This is a genomic window from Caulobacter sp. 602-1 (genome assembly GCF_003931565.1).
Lineage (GTDB): Bacteria > Pseudomonadota > Alphaproteobacteria > Caulobacterales > Caulobacteraceae > Caulobacter.
The window spans coordinates 126,980-142,571 of record NZ_RRYI01000008.1 but is presented as its reverse complement, the minus strand read 5'-3'; the positions used below and the strand labels follow the sequence as shown (position 1 = coordinate 142,571).

14 protein-coding genes are annotated in these 15,592 nt (G+C 68.0%); 6 read left to right on the top strand and 8 right to left on the bottom strand.

The features are described 5' to 3' along the window. Positions 1–105 precede the first annotated feature (105 nt). Positions 106–2,790 carry a M1 family metallopeptidase gene (locus EIK80_RS21180; RefSeq protein WP_125159000.1) on the bottom strand — a complete coding sequence of 895 codons (2,685 nt, stop codon included), beginning with the start codon at positions 2,788–2,790 and terminating at the stop codon, positions 106–108. 92 nt (positions 2,791–2,882) lie between these two features. On the opposite strand from EIK80_RS21180, the gene EIK80_RS21175 reads away from it, so the two are divergent. Further along, positions 2,883–3,500, top strand: coding sequence for an alpha-ketoglutarate-dependent dioxygenase AlkB (locus EIK80_RS21175; RefSeq protein ID WP_125158999.1), 618 nt, complete (start codon positions 2,883–2,885; stop codon positions 3,498–3,500). On the opposite strand, the gene EIK80_RS21170 is transcribed toward EIK80_RS21175, so the two are convergent. The 4 genes from EIK80_RS21170 to EIK80_RS21155 all read right to left on the bottom strand — a co-directional run bounded on the left by EIK80_RS21170 (position 3,497) and on the right by EIK80_RS21155 (position 7,164). After that, positions 3,497–3,970 (bottom strand): MerR family transcriptional regulator, encoded by a 474-nt coding sequence (locus tag EIK80_RS21170; protein ID WP_125158998.1) that lies wholly within the window; start codon positions 3,968–3,970, stop codon positions 3,497–3,499. The genes EIK80_RS21175 and EIK80_RS21170 overlap by 4 nt on opposite strands. A gap of 113 nt (positions 3,971–4,083) precedes the next feature. Further along, on the bottom strand, positions 4,084–5,559 hold the full coding sequence (gene dnaA, locus EIK80_RS21165) for a chromosomal replication initiator protein DnaA (RefSeq protein ID WP_125158997.1): 1,476 nt from the start codon (positions 5,557–5,559) through the stop codon (positions 4,084–4,086). Between the two features lie 403 nt (positions 5,560–5,962). After that, positions 5,963–6,238, bottom strand: coding sequence for a 30S ribosomal protein S20 (rpsT, locus tag EIK80_RS21160; protein ID WP_004617408.1), 276 nt, complete (start codon positions 6,236–6,238; stop codon positions 5,963–5,965). A 137-nt stretch (positions 6,239–6,375) separates the two neighbouring features. Next, on the bottom strand, positions 6,376–7,164 hold the full coding sequence (locus EIK80_RS21155; RefSeq protein WP_125158996.1) for an enoyl-CoA hydratase: 789 nt from the start codon (positions 7,162–7,164) through the stop codon (positions 6,376–6,378). 179 nt (positions 7,165–7,343) lie between these two features. Between EIK80_RS21155 and EIK80_RS21150 the strand changes: the two genes are divergently transcribed. Continuing rightward, on the top strand, positions 7,344–9,488 hold the full coding sequence (locus tag EIK80_RS21150) for a calcium-binding protein (RefSeq protein ID WP_125158995.1): 2,145 nt from the start codon (positions 7,344–7,346) through the stop codon (positions 9,486–9,488). A 1-nt stretch (position 9,489) separates the two neighbouring features. Here the strand turns inward: EIK80_RS21150 and mutM are convergent, their stop codons facing one another. Next, on the bottom strand, positions 9,490–10,365 hold the full coding sequence (mutM, locus tag EIK80_RS21145) for a bifunctional DNA-formamidopyrimidine glycosylase/DNA-(apurinic or apyrimidinic site) lyase (protein WP_125158994.1): 876 nt from the start codon (positions 10,363–10,365) through the stop codon (positions 9,490–9,492). A gap of 85 nt (positions 10,366–10,450) precedes the next feature. On the opposite strand from mutM, the gene EIK80_RS21140 reads away from it, so the two are divergent. Both EIK80_RS21140 and ubiB read left to right on the top strand, forming a co-directional pair. Beyond that, positions 10,451–11,209 carry a class I SAM-dependent methyltransferase gene (locus EIK80_RS21140; protein ID WP_125158993.1) on the top strand — a complete coding sequence of 253 codons (759 nt, stop codon included), beginning with the start codon at positions 10,451–10,453 and terminating at the stop codon, positions 11,207–11,209. Positions 11,210–11,213: 4 nt separating this feature from the next. Then, on the top strand, positions 11,214–12,722 hold the full coding sequence (ubiB, locus tag EIK80_RS21135; protein WP_125158992.1) for a 2-polyprenylphenol 6-hydroxylase: 1,509 nt from the start codon (positions 11,214–11,216) through the stop codon (positions 12,720–12,722). A 2-nt stretch (positions 12,723–12,724) separates the two neighbouring features. Here the strand turns inward: ubiB and EIK80_RS21130 are convergent, their stop codons facing one another. Continuing rightward, complete coding sequence (locus EIK80_RS21130) at positions 12,725–13,288, bottom strand: hypothetical protein (RefSeq protein WP_158624741.1); 564 nt, start codon at positions 13,286–13,288, stop codon at positions 12,725–12,727. A 167-nt stretch (positions 13,289–13,455) separates the two neighbouring features. Here EIK80_RS21130 and coaBC point away from each other — a divergent pair, with 167 nt between their 5' ends. Both coaBC and dut read left to right on the top strand, forming a co-directional pair. After that, a complete protein-coding gene (coaBC, locus tag EIK80_RS21125; RefSeq protein ID WP_125158991.1) occupies positions 13,456–14,652 on the top strand; it encodes a bifunctional phosphopantothenoylcysteine decarboxylase/phosphopantothenate--cysteine ligase CoaBC in 1,197 nt (398 codons plus the stop codon). Positions 14,653–14,722: 70 nt separating this feature from the next. Then, complete coding sequence (gene dut / locus EIK80_RS21120) at positions 14,723–15,190, top strand: dUTP diphosphatase (protein ID WP_125158990.1); 468 nt, start codon at positions 14,723–14,725, stop codon at positions 15,188–15,190. Positions 15,191–15,288: 98 nt separating this feature from the next. Here the strand turns inward: dut and EIK80_RS21115 are convergent, their stop codons facing one another. Further along, positions 15,289–15,426, bottom strand: coding sequence for a hypothetical protein (locus tag EIK80_RS21115; protein ID WP_125158989.1), 138 nt, complete (start codon positions 15,424–15,426; stop codon positions 15,289–15,291). Positions 15,427–15,592: the final 166 nt, after the last annotated feature.

Below are 15,592 nucleotides of genomic sequence, written 5' to 3'. Positions count from 1 at the left end.
CAAGACCATAACCCCATGCCGCGAGGGGGAATCTGGCTTTTTGGGCAAGAAAAATGGCCGCACCCCTTCGGGCGCGGCCAGGAAATATATCACGTTATCGAGGATTTAGCCGTTCTTACCGACCCAGGCGGTGATGGCGGGCAGGCGCTGCTCACGGATCTTGGCGCGGTTCAGCACCGAGGCGGCGGCCTTGTCGGCTTCCTTGCGCGAACCTTCCGCCAGATTAGCCGCGGCCCAGGCCTTGATCTTCTCGGCCATGGCCGGGTTCGACGAGCCGGCGCCCAGACCGGGGATGAACCGGGTGCGCGAGGTTGAGTCGACCTTTTCGTTGACCTTGTCCTTGTTGGCCACGGCCCAGTCGAAGGTCATGTCAGGGTGCGCGCTGGCGACGCGCGAGATCATCGTGCTGGACATCGTCTCACCCGGCTCCGGCGTCAGGGCCAGCTCCAGCGCCTTCCTGGCCAGGGCCTCGTCCTCGGCCGAGGCCAGCAGCGAGAACAGCTGGGCGCGGATCAGCGGGGTCTTCTCGGCCAGGGCCTGGGCATGGATGGCGTCCCAGGTGGCGGCGTCGGCGTGACGGGCCACGACGCTGAGGATGGTCTTGCGCAGCGGACCGGGGATGGCCGACGGATCGGTCTTGTCGGCGTTGAACCGGCGGGTGGCCTCGGCCACGACCTCCGGGTCGCCCAGGCCGCCGAGCGTGCCGATCAGTTCGCCGCGCAGGATGGCGGTGCTGTCGGGCTCGCCCGACCGGGCGGTCCAGCCCACCCTGGCCAGCAGCGGACGCAGCTTGGCGACGGCCAGCTTGCGGAACGCCGCGCGCTCGGTCGGCATGCCCTCATAGTAGTTGTCGATGCTGGAATAGACGCCGGCGATCTTCGAGAACACCTGCGGGTCGGCGTCGGCCGGCGTGGCCTTGGCCAGGTCGAGGAAGTCGGTGGCGGGCTGGTAGCCGGCCAGGCCCATCGACCAGGCGTCGCTCATCACGCCCAGCTGGTCGATCGCCGGCAGCTTGGCGAAGCTCTGGACGATGCCGCCAAAGCGCTCTGCGCCATACTGGGTGCGGAAATAGCCGTTCTGACCGGCATTGACCACGACCGGGCCGCAGCCGTCGACCGTGACCGAGCCCTTGCCGCCGGTGACCAGGGTCTTGGCCTCGCCGCCGCCGATGGCCCGGACGGTGACGGGCACGCGCCACAGCAGCGGCTTCTTGCCCGGCATATCCTTGCTGAACTCGCCTTGCGTCAGGGTCAGGGTGGTCTTGCCCGCCGCGCAGGTCGCCGCGTCGACGGTGATCAGCGGCACGCCGGGCTGCAGGGTGAAGTCGTGGGCGATGGCGGTGATCGGCTTCTTGGCCGCGCCTTCGACCGACGACCACAGGTCGTCGCTGACCGTGTTGCCGTGGGCGTGCTTCTTCATGTAGGCGCGCACGCCGTCACGCCAGGCGTCGTGACCCACATAGCTTTCCAGCATGCGGATGACGGCCTCGCCCTTCTGGTAGGTGATGCCGTCGAAGGCCTGACTGGCCTGCTCGACGGTGGTCACGTGCTGAACTACCGGATGGGTGGTCGACAAGGCGTCCAGGCCCATGGCGTATTCGCGGCCGCCCACGGCGTTCAGGTTGGCGTTCCATTCCGGGTGGAAGTGCTCGGTCGCCCGGCCCTCCATCCACGAGGCGAAGCCCTCGTTCAGCCACAGGTCGTCCCACCAGGCCATGGTGACCAGGTCGCCGAACCACTGGTGGGCCATTTCGTGGGCCACGGTCGTGAAGACAGTCTGCTTGTCGCTCTCGGTGGAGATCTTCGGATCCAGCAGCAGGGCGTATTCGAAGTAGAAGATCGCGCCCCAGTTCTCCATGGCGCTGAAGAACTGGCTGCGGCCCGGGGCGGCGATGTTGTCCAGCACCGGCAGCGGATAGGGCGTGCCGAAATAGTCATTGTACCAGGGCAGGATGTCGGCGGCCGCCTTCAGGGCGAACTGCGCCTTGGGGGTGTCGCCCTTCTTGGTGACCACGCCGACGTCGGCGCCCGCCGCCTTGACCGAGGCGCGATCGAACTCGCCCAGGCCGAAGAACAGCAGATAGGTCGACATCTTCGGCGAGGTCGCAAACTTGACCAGGGTCTTGCCGTTACCCAGGTCCTTGGACGAGGCGATCGGCATGTTGCCCAGCGCCATCTGGCCGGTCGGGATCGTCGCCTCGACGCTATAGGTGGCCTTGTAGAACGGCTCGTCCCACGAGGGGATGAAGCGACGGGCGTCGGAGTTCTCGAACTGGGTGTAGATCGCGCGCTTCTTGCCGGTCTCGGTCTCGTAGTCGAGCGCGAACAAGCCGGCGGCCTGGGTGTAGATCTTGCCCGTGTAGTCGAGAGCCAGGACGTACTTGCCCTTCGGAAGCGGCTTGGCGAACGTGAAGCTGGCGGTCTGGGCCTCGTCGTCGACCTTGACCTTGGCCGCGCCGACTCCGGCGATCTCGGCCTTGGAGAAGGCCAGGTCGGCGGCCTGCAGGGTCACGGTCGCGGTCGGCTCGACCACCTCGATGGCGATCTTCACGCTGGCGGTGAAGGCCATCTTGTCGGCGTCGGGCGTGAAGGACAGGTCGTAGTGCGTGGGCCGGACAGCGCGTGGGAGCTGGGTCGTCACCGTGGCGAAGGTCGCGCCCTTCGAACCGGCTTGCGCGGCGACGGCGGCCGGCTTCGGCTTGACCTGGAGGTGTCCGGAAGCCGCGGCCGACACGCCGCCTGCGGCGAACAAAATCACGGCGACGGCCGCGGAGGACATAAGACGGCGCATGTACGGTCCTGATATGGAAAAATAGTCCGGCCTCTTCGCCGGAGGCGCAAACCAACACCTTCCGTCCCTATGGCGCGTCTTAAATTTCAGTAATGTTTCAGCCCCTCTCCGTCATTCCCGGTTTCGACCTCTGGCCCGGCCTGCTGGACCTGCCGGCCCAGCGCGCGCTGGTCGATGCGGTGATGGCCGCGGCGAAGACGGCCCCGTTCGCCCGCTACGACACGGCCTATGGCAAGGCGATGAGCGTGGCCATGACCGCCTTCGGGCCGCTGGGCTGGACCAGCGACAAGGCGGGATACCGCTACGCCCAACGCCATCCGGGCACGGACCAGGCCTGGCCCGACATGCCGCAAGCTCTGCTCGATCTCTGGACCCAGCTGGGCGACCCCCAGACTCCGCCGGACTCCTGCCTGGTGAACCTCTATCGCGGCGACGCGCGCATGGGCCTGCACCAGGATCGCGACGAGGCGGACCCAGCCTTTCCGGTGCTGTCGATCTCCCTGGGGGACACGGCGGTGTTCCGGATCGGCGGAACATCGCGCAAGGACCCGACGCGGAGCCTGAAGCTGGCCTCGGGCGACGTCTGCCGGTTGTCGGGCCCCGCGCGGCTGGCCTTCCATGGCGTCGACCGGATCCTGGCCGGATCCTCTGGCCTGGTCCCGGACGGCGGGCGGATCAATCTGACGCTCCGCCGGGCGAGGCCGGCCTAGGCGTCCTCTTCTTCAAGCGCCTCACGCATGGCCTTCAACGCGGCCTGCAGCCGCGATTGCGGCGGTCCGCCGGCGCTCGAGATCAGCACCTCGACCCCCGGCGCCACACGATAGCGGTGCGCGGGTTCGGGCACGTTCCAGCGGGAACGGAAGCGCTGCTCGATCTCCAGCCGTTCGGTCCGGCCGGTCCAGACGGCCAGCGCGCTCTCGAAACCCGACGGACGCCCGGCCAGCTCGGCCTCCAGCTCGCGCAGATAGTCGCCGATCGCCTCAAGATCGTTGCCGGCCCGCTGCATGGCCCGGATGAGCCGCAGCCGGGTCAGGTGATCGTCATCGAAATTGGCCCCGCGCCCGCGCGCGGCCGGCGGCGGCAGCAGGCCCTCGGCGACATAGTAGCGGACGGTGCGCTCGGAGATGTCGCACAGGGCGGCGAGATCCCGAGCCGTATAGCGGGGCGGATCGTCGGTCATGTCGACATACTGACAGTTCAATGTCGCATTTCAACTGTCTATTTTATAAGTTCGGACACGAAAAAGGCCGCTCCTTTCGGAGCGGCCTTTTTGTCGGTCGATCGGAGGCCGGATCAGCCGCGCAGCTTGCGGGTGATGACTTCCAGGTCGTGGTTCAGGGTGCTGTCCTCGGCGCGCAGGGCCTCGATGCGGCGCACGGCGTGCAGGACGGTGGTGTGGTCGCGACCGCCGAAGCGACGGCCGATGTCCGGCAGCGAGCGGGTGGTCAGCTGCTTGGCCAGCCACATGGCGGCCTGGCGCGGACGGGCCACGGCGCGGTTGCGGCGCTCGCTGAGCAGGTCGGCCTGCTTCATGCCGTAGTGCTCGGACGTCGCCTTCTGGATGTCGTCGATGGTGATGCGCTTCTCGCCCGACCGCAGGTGCGGACGCAGGACCGCCTGCACCTCGTCCAGGGTCATGCGCGACAGGCCCTCGCCGGCGCGGGCCGACAGGGTGTTCAGCGCGCCTTCCAGCTCGCGGACGCTGTCGGTGAAGCGGTCGGCCAGAAACTGCAGCACGTCGGGACGCATGGTCGGCTCGAAGCCGTGGGCCACGGCCAGGGTCTGGATCTTACGTTCCAGGATGCCCAGGCGCAGACTGCGGTCGGCCGGCTCCAGGCCGCAGACCAGGCCCGCCGACAGGTGCGAGCGCAGATGGGCGTCCATTTCGGTCATGGCCGACGGCGGACGGTCCGCCGAGAACACCACGCGGCCGCCGTCGCCGACCAGGGCGGTCAGGGTGTGGAACAGCTCTTCCTGGGTCGACTGCTTGCCGGCGATGAAATGCACGTCGTCGATGATCAGCAGGTCGGCGGCGCGCAGCTCTTCCTTGAAGGCCGCCGTCTGGCGATCCATCAGGGCGCGCACGAAGGTCGACAGGAAGCGTTCAGCGGTCAGATACACAACGCGCTTTTCCGGCGCGTTACGCATGGCTTCCCAGGCCAGAGCGTTCAGCAGGTGGGTCTTGCCGAAGCCGTAGGGGCCATGGAACAGCACGGGATTGAAATGGCCGTCGGCCCAGTTGGCGATCCGGCGCGCCACGGCGTGGGCGAACTCGTTGGCCGGACCCGGGACGAAGGTCTCGAAGGTGAAGCGCTCTTGCAGGCCCTGGGTTCGGGTCGACTTGGTGATCGGCGCCGGCACGTCGCTGGACACCGGCAGGACGATCTCGATGGGCTCGGCGGTCGCGGCCTTGGGGGCGGCCTCGATATAGGCGCCGCCGTTGCCGGCCAGGGCGGCCTCGAACTCCAGGCGCGACTTGAGGTCGATGCGACGACCGGTCGGGTCGTTGGCGGCCCACAGCTCGCCGATGCGGCGCCAGGCGCTGCGACGGATCCAGTCGCGGGCGATGCCCGTCGACGTGACCAGGACGACATCGCCGGCCGCGGCCTCGCGCAGAGCCGCCGGAGCGATCCATGACCCGAAGGCCGCATCGCCAAGCTCGCGTTTCAGAGCCACGCAAACCTTCGACCACACGCTCGTCGCCGGCTCTACAACCGTCGCGATCGCCGTCGAGAAGTCCTGGCTGGCCACCCCGCCCTTCATCGTCATTCGTCCACCGCCTCGCACAAAAACAACCGCCGCTACCATTCCTGCCGCCCGCCCCCCATGGCGTACGGCCGGTCTTCTCAACGCACACAGGTTCTTACTCGGCGACCACGGTAGGTCCGCCGCCGCCTTGTTTTTTCCAAGACTGGAGAAGCGCTGAGACGCTTAAACTAGCCAGCGGGGAGGGCCGGTCAAACGGAAAACTTGCGTCCGAGCCCGGATATTTCTGTTGACTCGCGAGAGCCCCTCGCCCGGCAAGGGAATAGCAAAGTCAGCTGCTCAGATCACAGATTGCAACGACTGGAATAGGGCGTTGGATTCAAAGCAAAAGCCGACCAGGCGGACCTGATCGGCTCTCGTAAATACTTGAAATCGTTAGACGAACGACGTTCGTCTAAAATCTGGACTAGGCGGCGGCCTTATCCAGCTTCTTCAGGCGCGCGGCCAGACGCGACACTTTGCGCGAGCCCGTGTTGGGGTGAACCACGCCCTTCGAAACCGCGCGCATCAGCTCCGATTGAGCTTCCACGAAAGCGGCCTTAGCGACGGCCACATCGCCCTTGGCGATGGCGTCTTCGAACTTGCGCAGGAAGGTGCGCACGCGCGAGCGACGGGCGGTGTTGACTTCGGTGCGGCGAGCGATCTTGCGGATCGCTTTCTTGGCGCCGGGATTATTGGCCATTAGGTCGGACCTTCAAACGGACAGCCACGCGGGCGGCCGCGAAGCAGGGAAAATAGAGCGCGCGGATATACGGGAAGCGCCGGCCGGGGTCAACGGTCCACAGGCATGAATCCTGCGGGCCATTTTGGCGCAATCGATTACTCGCCCTTGAATGTCGGCTTTCGCTTCTCGACGAAGGCCGCCATGCCTTCCTTCTGATCTTCGAACGCGAACAGCGAGTGGAACAGCCGCCGCTCCAGCGCGACGCCGGTGGTCAGGGTCGTCTCGTAGGCGGCCTCGACCAGCTCCTTGTTCATCGCCACGGCCAGCGGCGACTGGGCGGCGATCTTGGCGGCGACCGCCAGGACCTCGTCGATCAGCGCGTCGGCCGGGAAGATCCTCGACACCAGGCCCGAGCGCTCGGCCTCTTCGGCGCCCATCATCCGGCCGGTCAGGATCATGTCCATGGCCTTGGACTTGCCGACGAAGCGGGTCAGGCGCTGGGTGCCGCCGATGCCCGGCGACACGCCCAGCGTGATCTCGGGCTGGCCGAACTTGGCGGTGTCGGCCGCCAGGATGAAGTCGCACATCATCGCCAGCTCGCAGCCGCCGCCCAGGGCGTAACCGGCGACGGCGGCGATGATCGGCTTGCGGCACTGCTCGACCGCCCGCGCCCCGGCGGTGAAGAAGTCCGCCTTGAACATCTGGGCGTAGGTCTTGTCCGACATCTCCTTGATATCGGCGCCGGCCGCGAACGCCTTGGCCGAGCCGGTCAGCACGATGCAGCCCACCGCGTCGTCGGCCTCCGCCGCCGCCAGGGCCTGAGCCAGTTCGGCCAGCAGCGCCGTGTTCAGGGCGTTCAGGGCCTCGGGTCGGTTCAGGCGGATCAGGGCGACGCCGGGCGCGGTCTCGGGCGCTTCGACGATCAGGGTCTGGTACTCGGCCATCAAGGTCTCCTGCTTGAGCCGCGCAGTTATAGAGAGGCCAGTGGCGTTGGGGGAGAGCCTTAGGCGGCGGTTGGCGACAACTTGACCACCCCCTCAGATTTAGGTCAGACCTTGGCTCAATTTCGAGTGGCGTCGTGGCTTTACATCTGTCCGCGCGCCTGCGGGCAGGGGATTTCGGCATGGCCACTTTCATCGGCACATCGGGCAACGACACGATAGACGGCAGCCCGGTCAACGACACGCTGATCGGGCTCGAGGGCGACGACATCCTCAGGGGCGGCCAAGGCCACGATATCCTCGAGGGCGGTCCCGGCGATGATCTGCTCGATGGCGGCACGGGCTCCAACACCGCCGACTACACCCGCGCCACAAGCGGGGTGACGGTCGACCTGACGCTCACCGGCCCGCAAGTCACGGGCGGCGCCGGAACCGACACCCTGAAGTCCATCGGAGCGCTCCTAGGCTCCGCCTTCGCCGACCGACTAACCGGGGACAACCTCTCGAACCGCCTCGTCGGCAACGGCGGTGATGACGTCCTGCGCGGTGGCGGCGGCGACGACGCTCTCTACGGCGGGCTCGGCGACGACGTGCTCGACGGCGGCGCCAACGGTCAGTGGGGCGATGAAGCCATCTATACCGATGCGACCAACGGCGTGACGGTCGACCTCTCGAAGTCCGGCCCGCAGGCGACTGGATGGGGCAATGACACCCTGATCGGCATCGAGAGTGTGGACGGCTCGGCTTATGACGACGTGCTCGTCGGCGGCAGCGGCGCGGACACCCTCTACGGAAACAACGGCGACGACGTCCTGCGCGGCGGGGCCGGGGACGACGTGCTCGTGGGCGGCAACGGCGACGACATCGTCGACGGCGGCGACGGCTTCGACACGGTGGACTTCGGCCTGTTCAACTCAGGGGACTGGGCCTTCTCCGGCGCGACCGTGGACCTTTCCCTGGCCACCCCTCAGGGGCCGGCCGGACAGCAAAAGACCTATATCAGCATCGAGCGGGTGGTCGGCGGGCTCGGCGCGGATGTCCTCAAAGCCGGCGCGACCGGCGCGACGCTGGAGGGCTCCGACGGCGCGGACATCCTCTACGGCGGGACCGGGGACGATATCCTCGACGGCGGCTACGGCGACGACACCTTCTATATCGGCGTCGGCGACGACAAGGTGACCGGCGGCTTCGGAACCGACACGGTCCACTTCGTGGCGGGCGCGACGGCCCTGAACCTGGATCTGAGCACCTTCAAGAACGGCCAGTTCACCGCCGGCGGCCTCTCAATCACGGAGGTCGAGGCGATCGGCTCGATCACGGGCGGCGCCCAGAACGACAAGATCACGGGCGGCGCGGGCTATGCCGGTTCGGTCACGATCTACGGCGGGGCCGGCGACGACGTGCTGGTCGGCGGCGGCGGCGACGACATCATCCGCGGAGGGGCCGGCGACGACACCATCGATGGCGGCGCCGGCAAGGACACGGTCCGCTACGCCGGGACGATGCGGGACTACCGCGTCGTCACCAACGGTGACGGCTCGGTCACCGTGACCGATCTGCGCGCGGGGGCGCCCGACGGCGTTGACCACCTGACCGGCATCGAAACCCTGGCCTTCGCGGCGGAGCCCTCGATCGGCGAGGTCTCGGCGCGGGTGCTCAACATCCTGAGGCTGCCCGCGAGCGGTGCGGGCGCGGCCCTGTCCCAGACCTTGTTCACCCAGTGGCAGGCCGGCCAGCTGTCAGACGACCAGGTGACCAGGGCCATAGTCGACGCCGCCGACGCCACGACCTCGGTGGCCTCGATGAGCTACCAGTTCTTCACGGGTAAGGTTCCCAGCCAGATCGGCGTCGACTTCCTGATCGCGCCGACGGGACCGAACGCCACAAACCTCAATAGCGCCTACTATGCCGAGTTCAACACGGTGAACCGGTACATCAACTTCGCGGTGAACCTGGGCAAGAACGGCGAGGGCGCGGACAATTTCCTCGGCGGCTACCAGTACCTGTCGCTGTTTGACGCCACCAAGAAGGCCTATGCGGCGATCTTCGGCGGGACGCCGAGCGACACCAAGGTCCATAGCCTGATCGACAGCCGCGTGGACTATCTCGCCTATTACGGCGGCGACGGGCCAGAGGGCATGGGAACCAAGGCCGCGATGGTCGGCTTCCTGCTGGCGGCGGCGGCCACCGAGAACCTGGGCGTGATGGCGCGGTCGAACGACGCCTGGCTGACGGATCTCTCCGATGGCGCAGCGCCGTACGCGGTCAACATCCTCGATCCGGCCAACGGATACTACAAGACCGAGTTCATCTTCGGCGGCGGCTAGCTCATACCTGGCAAACCGGACAGAAGAAGGTCGAACGGCCGGCCTGGACTTGGCGGGCGATGACGCCCCCGCAGCCCGGCGTCGGGCACGGCTCGCCCTCGCGGTCGTAGACGCGGAAGCGGTGCTGGAAATAGCCCAGCGCCCCGTCGGCGGCGGCGAAGTCCTTCAGGGTCGAGCCGCCGACCTCGACGGCCTCGGCCAGCACGTCCTTGATCGCCAGGGTCAGGGGCGCCAGGCGCTTCTTGGCGATCCCGCCCGACGGCTTGAACGGCGAAATGCGCGACCGGTGCAGGGCCTCGCAGACATAGATATTGCCCAGGCCGGCCACGGTGCGCTGGTCCAGCAGCAGGGTCTTGGGTCCCTGCTTGCGGCCCGCGAAGGCCTTTTCAAGGGTCTTGGCGTCGAACCCCTCGCCCAGCGGCTCGGGGCCCATGGTCGCGAACCAGGGATGATGGCTGACGCGATCGGTGGGGATCAGGTCCATGAAGCCGAAGCGACGCGGATCGTAGTAGGTGACCATCGCGCCGTCTTCGGTCTCGAAGACGATGTGGGCGTGCTTGTCGTCCGGCTTGACCTCGCGGGCGAAGTCGCCGGGACGAACCGTTCTTTCCTGGCTTCCGGCAGGCGCGGCGATCTCGAAGCGGCCAGTCATGCCCAGATGCATCACCAGGGTGTCGCCCCGGTCCAGCGGGGCCAGGATATATTTGGCGCGGCGATCGAGGCGCAGGATCTTCGCGCCGGTCAGCCGCTGGACGAAGCCGTCCGGCAGGGGAAAGCGCAGGTCCGGCCGGTTGGCGCGGACACGGGCCAGCCGCGCGCCGGACAGGACGGGCTCGAGACCGCGTCGCACGGTCTCGACTTCGGGCAATTCGGGCAAGGATCATTCCTTAAGGCGATGACGCGGCGCGAGGCGCAAGCTAATAGCGGACGTTCATATAGTAAGAGCGCGGCCCAAGGACGTCATGAGCAACACCTCCGCCAGCTTCGGTTTCAAGGACGTCGACGCCTCGCTGAAGGCCGGGATGGTGCGTGGCGTGTTCGACCGCGTCGCCAAGAACTACGACATCATGAACGACCTGATGAGCGGCGGCGTGCACCGGCTCTGGAAGGACGCCGTGGCCGCGCGCCTCAACCCGCAGCCCGGCGAGGTGATCATCGACTGCGCCGGCGGCACGGGCGACATGGCCCGCCGCTTCGCCAAGATGGCCCGCAGCGCCCAGCAGCGGCGCGGCGGCCCGGACGCGACCATCAACATCGTCGACTACAACGCCGAGATGATCATGGCCGGCATCGAGCGGGGCGGCGAGCCGGAGATCACCTGGACCGTCGGCGACGCCCAGCGCCTGCCGCTGCCCGACGCCTACGCCAACGCCTATGTGATCTCGTTCGGCATCCGCAACGTCACCGACATCGACGCGGCCCTGCGCGAGGCGCGCCGGGTGCTCAAGCCCGGCGGCCGCTTCCTGTGCCTGGAATTCTCGCGTCCGGTGACCGAGGCCCTGGCCAAAGCGTATGACGCCTATAGCTTCAAGGTCATTCCGCAGGTCGGCGAGTGGGTCGCCAAGGACCGCGAGGCCTATCAGTACCTTGTCGAGAGCATCCGCCGCTTCCCCGACCAGCGGACCTTCGCCGGCATGATGGAAAACGCTGGCTTCAAGCGGGTGACCTACACCAACTTCACCGGCGGCGTGGCGGCCCTGCACCAGGGCTGGGCGCTCTAGAACGGTGACGAGTCTTTCCGCCTTCTGGCGCCTGACCGGCGCGGGCTGGGCCCTGGTCCGGGCCGACGCCCTGATCCCGCGCGAGGTCGAGCCGCAATTGCCGCCGGCCGCCAAGCTGGCGGGCCGGTTGCTACGCCTGTTCGCCGGGGGCGCGGCCAAGCGCGGCCGGCCGGGCGAGCGGCTGGCGCGGGTGCTGGAAAAGCAGGGACCGGCGGCGATCAAGATGGGCCAGTTCCTGTCGACCCGCGCCGACATCTTCGGGACCGCCTTCGCCGAGGACCTGTCGCATCTGAAGGATCGTCTGGCGCCGTTCCCGCTGGAAACGGCCAGGGCCGAGATCGTCCGCAACCTCGGCAAGCCGCTCGACGAGGTCTATGCTGAGATTGGCGAGGCGGTCGCCGCCGCCTCCCTGGCCCAGGCCCATCCGGCCGCATTGCTCGATGGTCGCAAGGTGGCTGTGAAGGTGCTGCGGCCCGGCGTCGAGCGCCAGGTCGCCCAGGACAGCGCCGTGCTGCGCCTGGCCGCGCGCCTGGCCGAAAGGCTGGCGCCCGCCTCGCGCCGCCTGCGCCCCACCGAGTTCGTCGAGGTCGTGATCCGGTCCCTGGACCTGGAGATGGACCTGCGTTTCGAGGCCGCCGGCTGCGCCGAGTTGGGCGAAGCTATGGCCGTCGATCCCTATATGCGCGCGCCGCTGGTCTGCTGGGAAGGCGTCGGCAAGCGGGTCCTGACCCTGACCTGGGCCGAGGGCGTGCCGCTCTCCGACCCCGCCGCCCTGGCGCTGCCGGGCCTGGATCGCAAGGCACTGGCCGAGAACGTCACCCGCGGCTTTCTCGCCCAGGCCCTGGACCATGGCCTGTTCCACGCCGACCTGCACGAGGGCAACCTGTTCGTCGCCGCCCCGGCCGAGGTGGTCGCCGTCGACTACGGCATCGTCGGTCGCCTGGGTCCCGGCGAGCGCCGCTACCTGGCCGAGATCCTCTATGGTTTCCTGAACCGCGACTACGCGCGGGTGGCCAAGATCCATTTCGACGCCGGCTATGTCCCCGCCCATCAGGACATGGACGCCTTCGCCCAGGCCCTGCGCGCCGTCGGCGAGCCGGTGTTCGGCCGCAACGCCCGCGAGGTCTCGATGGGCCGGCTCCTGGCGCAGCTGTTCGAGATCACCGCCCTGTTCGACATGGCCCTGCGCCCCGAACTGGTGCTGCTGCAGAAGACCATGGTCACGGTCGAGGGCGTCGCTCGCCGCATCGACCCCACCCACGACCTGTGGGCCGCCGCCGACCCGGTGGTGCGCCGCTGGATCGGCCGCGAGCTGTCCCCCGCCGCCAAGGCCCGCGACTTCGCCGAAGAAGCCCTACGCGCCATCAAGGCCCTCGCCCGCCTGGCCGAGGCCCCGCCAGCGCCCGTCCCGGTCAAGGTCGAGCGCGACCAGGCGTGGCCGCTGCTGTGGTTCCTGGTCGGCGCGACGACCGCGGGCGCGGCGTTCGTGACGGGCCTGCTGCTGGCGCGGTAGCCCTACCCTTCCGCCTGTTCACGCCGCTTGGCCGCCGAAGCCCGGCGCGCCTCGCGGGTCTTCTGTTCGTCCCAATAGGCCGCGCCCTCGTCCGGCTTGAACATCGTGCGCGGCGCGCCTTCGCGCGACACCACCGCGAAGACATTGCCCTTGGGGTCGTAGATCAGCAGGTCGCCGTTCGCGCGCTTGAGCGTTTCGGCGCCCTTGGGCGGATCGCTGACGAAGGCGTGGACCTTGGCCACGTAGTCATCGGTCGACTTGGCGTCGAAGGTCTTGCCGTTGCTCTGAAACGAACGCTCGGCGTTCTCCTCGGCCGTGCGGGTGCGATTGGCGGCCCAGTACGGCTTGCCCGCCACCAGCTTGACCGGCGCATCGCGCGGATCGGCGCGGCGGACGCCCTCGCCCCAGCCGCCGTCGGCGGTCTCGGTCGGAGACCCAGATTCGAGGCTGGCGCGTTCGCCAGCCTTGGGCGCCTTGACCGCCGACGCCCCGCTATCGCAGGCCGAGAGGCTCATCAGGCCGAGCGCGGCCACAACGCCCGCCGAGATATGTCGAACAACCTTCATGATCGTATTCGCCCCATAACTCTATCTATACGATTAATGAACGAAAGCGGAACGAGAGTCGAGTCCCAATCTTCGCCTTGTGATTGCCGCTCGAATTGCCTCTGGCGCTTTGGTTCGAGCGTGGGCATGTGCTGGGGACGAGACGAACGCGGAAAGCGGAGCGCGACGTGAGCGGAAAACGGGTTCTTCTGGTCGTCGGCGGCGGGGTGGCGGCTTACAAGGCGCTGCTGTTGACCCGCCTGCTGCGCAAGGCTGGCGTCGGCGTGCGACCGATCCTCACCAAGGCCGGCGCCGAGTTCGTCACCCCGCTGTCCCTGGCCGCCCTGGCCGAGGACAAGGTCTATCAGGAACTGTTCTCCCTGACCGACGAACACGAGATGGGCCATATCGAGCTGTCCCGCTCGGCCGACCTGATCGTCGTATCCCCCGCCACGGCCGACCTGATCGCCAAGGCGGCCCACGGCCTGGCCGGGGATCTCGCCTCCACCACCCTGCTGGCCACCGACAAGCCGGTCCTGATGGCTCCGGCCATGAACGTGAGGATGTGGCTGCACCCGGCCACCCAGCGCAATATCGCCACCCTGAAAGCCGACGGCGTCGCCTTCGTCGGTCCCGATGAAGGGGCCATGGCCTGCGGCGAGTTCGGACCGGGCCGGCTGGCCGAGCCGGAAGAGATCTTCGCGTCGATCATGGCGATGCTCGAAGGTTCGGCCGCCCGGCCTCTGGCGGGGAAACGCGCCCTGGTCACCGCCGGCCCGACCTTCGAGCCGATCGACCCGGTGCGCGGCATCACCAATCGCTCCAGCGGCAAGCAGGGCTTCGCGATCGCCGAGGCCCTGGCCAAGCTGGGCGCGGAGGTCACCTTGGTGGCGGGTCCGGTCGCCCAGCCGACGCCGGTCGGGGTCAAGCGGATCGATGTCGAGACCGCCCGCCAGATGCTGGCCGCCAGCCAGGCCGCCCTGCCCGCCGACGTCGGCGTGTTCGTGGCCGCCGTCGCCGACTGGCGCGTGGACGAGGCGTTCGGAACCAAGCTGAAGAAGGAAAAGGGCGGCCCGCCGGCCCTGACCTTCGTCGAGAACCCCGACATCCTGGCGACCCTGTCGGCCACCGGACCCATGCGGCCGAAACTTGTCGTCGGCTTCGCGGCGGAGACCGATCATGTCGAGGAGCACGCGCGGGCCAAGCTTGCCCGCAAGGGCTGCGACTGGATCATCGCCAACGACGTCACCGAACCGGGCGTGATGGGCGGGGGGGAGAACGCCGTGCTGCTGATCACCAAGGACGGGCTTGAGCGCTGGGACCGCGCGGCCAAGGACCAGGTGGCGGCCCAAATCGCCCAGCGGATCGCCGACGCCCTCGCTTAAGCGGCGCTGGCCGTAGGCCCGGCAAATCAGCTACAGCCGGGCCGACCTTTCCAGATCAGGAGCCGCCCGCATGTCCGCCATCCCCGCCGGCCTCGCCATCCGCTTCAAGCGCTGGGACGGCAATGCCGACCTGCCGGTTCCGGCCTATGCGACCGCCGGCGCGGCGGGCTTCGACCTCCGCGCCCATGTGCCCGAAGACGAGCCGATCGTCCTGAAGCCGGGCTCGCGCTGCATGGCTCCGACCGGCTTCTCTGTGGCGATTCCGGACGGTTATGAGATGCAGGTGCGCCCGCGCTCGGGCCTGGCGTTCAAGAACGGCGTCACGGTGGTCAACGCCCCGGGCACCGTCGACAGCGACTATCGCGGCCAGGTCTGCGTGCTGCTGATCAATCTGGGCGAAGAGGACTTCACCATTCGCCGGGGCGACCGCATCGCCCAAGGCGTGATCGCGGCGGCCCCGCAATGGTCGCTGGTCGAGGTCGACGACCTGGACGCGACCGACCGGGGCGCGGGCGGCTTCGGCTCGACGGGCGTCTAGCCAGAGCATTCTCCGACGAAGCCGGCGCCGGTTCGTCGGAAAATGCGTAAAAACAAAGGCCTAGAGCACTCTATCGATACAGTTGGATCGAAAATGCTCTAGACGGCCGGGTGAATGGCGCGAAGGCCCAGCACGAGGTAGCCGCCGAAACCGGCCGCGAAAGCGGCCGCAGCCATCCAGAGGACCGGGCGGATCATGTCGAGCGGCGTCTGGCCGATCGGGTGCTGAGTCTTCAAGGGAACCTCCTGCCGCCTTGAGCATGGGCCGGCGAAAACGCGCGCCGGAGGAGATACGCGCTCCCAAGCCGTTGGTTGCGATTGGGGAGCGGCTTTTAATCTGCCGCGATTCCGACGCAAGAAAAATCGCGACCTGTCGTCGCGTGGTCGAACTCCGGCGCCTTGC